This is a genomic window from Sebaldella sp. S0638 (assembly GCF_024158605.1).
In the GTDB taxonomy this organism is placed as follows: Bacteria; Fusobacteriota; Fusobacteriia; order Fusobacteriales; family Leptotrichiaceae; genus Sebaldella.
The window spans coordinates 1-2,577 of record NZ_JAMZGM010000217.1 but is presented as its reverse complement, the minus strand read 5'-3'; the positions used below and the strand labels follow the sequence as shown (position 1 = coordinate 2,577).

Sequence of the window (2,577 nt, the reverse complement as noted above, 5' to 3'; positions counted from 1 at the left end):
TTACTATCATAGTAAGCAAAATATCTTCTGTAAATTGTGGACAGTGATAAAAAGCGTTGACCCCCACTTCCACCAATAGTATCACGGTCCGCTAAACCAAAAAATTTTAGCTTAATATTAATAGATTTTTTATAAATAATAATTTCTTCAACAAATGTTTGAAGAATTTGTTTTTTTATAGAGATATTTTGACTGTCTAATGCATCAGCTAATTTTTTAACATAAGAAGAGATATCCTTAACATTAATGTTTTTCGTGTTATTAAGATTCTCCTGTATCCTTATTTTCTCAATTAATTCAAGTTCTAAAGCATCATTTTTATTTTTAAATTCTTCTTCTGTAATAAATCCGTCTAAAAATAGTGTCAGAAGTTTTTCCTTTTTATTTTTGATGTTCTCCATGTCTTTATCATTTTTCTTCTTCAAATTGTCAAAATTTTTATTCTGAGCAGTAATTTTCTTTGTAAGTTCTTCAATAAATATTTCAAGTCTGTCAGAAGAAAAAATAATATTCTGAATAGTTCTGAAAACTAAGTCTTCAATAACTTCTTTCCTGATTTGTGGATTCATACAATCACTTTTCTTGGATTTTCTGTGTGTACAACAGTAAATATTATACTTTTTATTCCTCCCGTTAGTTTTTCCACCGCCTGCAAATACTCCGTCACATTCACCGCATTTAATTTTTCCTGTTAAAAGATATTCCTGTTTAGCTCTTCCAATCCTTGAAGTAGATTTAGAGTATATGAGTTCCTGGACAGCATAAAAAGTATTTTTATCTAAAATAGCAGGAATAGCATCTTCTTTTCTTTCTTCTCTGTTAGTTATTTTCCCGTGTTTATCTTTTTTACCCAGGATATATGTACCAATATATTTCTCATTTCGAAGGAGATCCCTTATACCAGTTTTTGAAAAAGGTCTTTTTCTTTTGTTAATAAGGCCTTGTTTATTAAGAAAGTCAGCAATTCTACCATATCCGTAACCTTCCAGAAAAAGTCTGAATATTAGTTTGACGGTATGAGCTTCTTCTTCATTAATAATATATAATTTAGTTTCTTTGTCAACATCAAGACCAAGAGGAGGAATACCTCCGGCATACTTATTGTTATGGAAATTTTCATATAATCCCTTTTTAGTTTCTCTGGAAAGATTAAGGGAGTAATATTCATTGATACCAGTAATAACACTTTTAAGGATGACGGATTCCGGGGAATCGTTAAATTGTTCCAGAACAGAAATAAGTTTCACATTATTATTATTTAGTTCTCTTTCATAAATAGCTTGGTCATATCTGTTTCTTGCAAACCTGTCTAATTTATGTACTAGAACATATTCAAAAAGATTTCCCTTACTATCTTTAATCATCTGTAGGAATTGTTCTCTATCAGTGGCAGAAGTACCACTGATAGCTTTATCAATATATGTATTTGTAATAGTAATATCATTTTTAGCAGCATAATTTCTGATAGCCCTAATTTGAGCATCAATAGATTCGTTCCTTTGGTTGTCACTGGAAAATCTGGCATAAATACAAGCTCTTTTCATTAATGTACTCCTTTTAATTATTAAGTAAAAAATCCTGTGTTAACATATCCATGAGGATATCAAAGTTAATTAAGGTATCCACGATTTGAACATCTACTTTTATATTTTTATTCACTCTACTACCTCCAACAATTCCGGATTTTCATATTTATTCCCTATGATGATAAAGTTTTTATGCTCGGGATTATATTTTTTTACAAATTCAATTGTATCCTTATCATTGTATTCATCATCTTCAAATGAAAATTCATAAGAAATTCTAGGACAAAGTCGAAAGCCACTGAATACTGAATCTGAAAATATTTCTCCAATACGAAAACCATCATCAGTATCATAAAAGAGGATATCTCCTTCACAAATTTCAGTTTTATCATCATCATATGTATTTGTAAATTGCATTAATTCAACTTCTTTTAATAAAAGTCTTTTAATTCCATTTTCAGAATTTACATCTGAATAATCCAGGTAATTATCTATAAAATTAATCTGTATAATTTCAAGCATTTTTTTGGAATGTTTGTACCATGCTCTGAATTTAATTTCTTTCATTTTTTACCTCCCCGACATAATGTACTTGAAATATTGCTGGAACATAGCAACCAACCTCACCAGATACAGGATGAAATGCCGTAAGAAATATCATTCCGTTTTCTTTCATAAATTCAAATAATTTTTCTGACTCATCTTCTCTAAAATAATGTTCTTCACAAAAATCTTTTACTTGTTTTTTAAATAGTTCTGGTATTTCTAATTCGTCGTATTCTAATGTAACTGTTAATTCTATTTCTTTCATTTATTTTCACTCCTTATTGTTAGCATATCTTGCGAATAATTCAGAAGAATCAACATCATCTTCTAAAGGCTCAATATCTACAGCATCATTATTTCCTTTTGGATTATCAACATACTCAACATTAATATGGTCCTTATCAATTTCTTTAATAACATTCTGGTCTGCTTTTTGTGCAAGTTGCATTTCAATACTTAAAATACCGAATTTTCCAATTAACTGTTTTAAAACAGTTTTCTGTGC

The 2,577-nt window shown here is 29.1% G+C and carries 3 protein-coding genes and 1 pseudogene; all 4 read right to left on the bottom strand.

All coding sequences use genetic code 11. From position 1 onward, the window contains the following. A partial coding sequence (locus NK213_RS19685; RefSeq protein ID WP_253352503.1) for a recombinase family protein occupies positions 1–1,544 on the bottom strand: 1,544 nt, incomplete at its 3' end. A gap of 111 nt (positions 1,545–1,655) precedes the next feature. Beyond that, complete coding sequence (locus NK213_RS19680) at positions 1,656–2,093, bottom strand: YopX family protein (RefSeq protein ID WP_253352501.1); 438 nt, start codon at positions 2,091–2,093, stop codon at positions 1,656–1,658. Continuing rightward, a complete protein-coding gene (locus tag NK213_RS19675) occupies positions 2,080–2,337 on the bottom strand; it encodes a hypothetical protein (protein WP_253352500.1) in 258 nt (85 codons plus the stop codon). The genes NK213_RS19680 and NK213_RS19675 overlap by 14 nt, the downstream gene beginning before the upstream one ends. Positions 2,338–2,343: 6 nt before the next feature. After that, a pseudogene (locus NK213_RS19670) lies at positions 2,344–2,577 on the bottom strand (hypothetical protein); the annotation flags it as partial.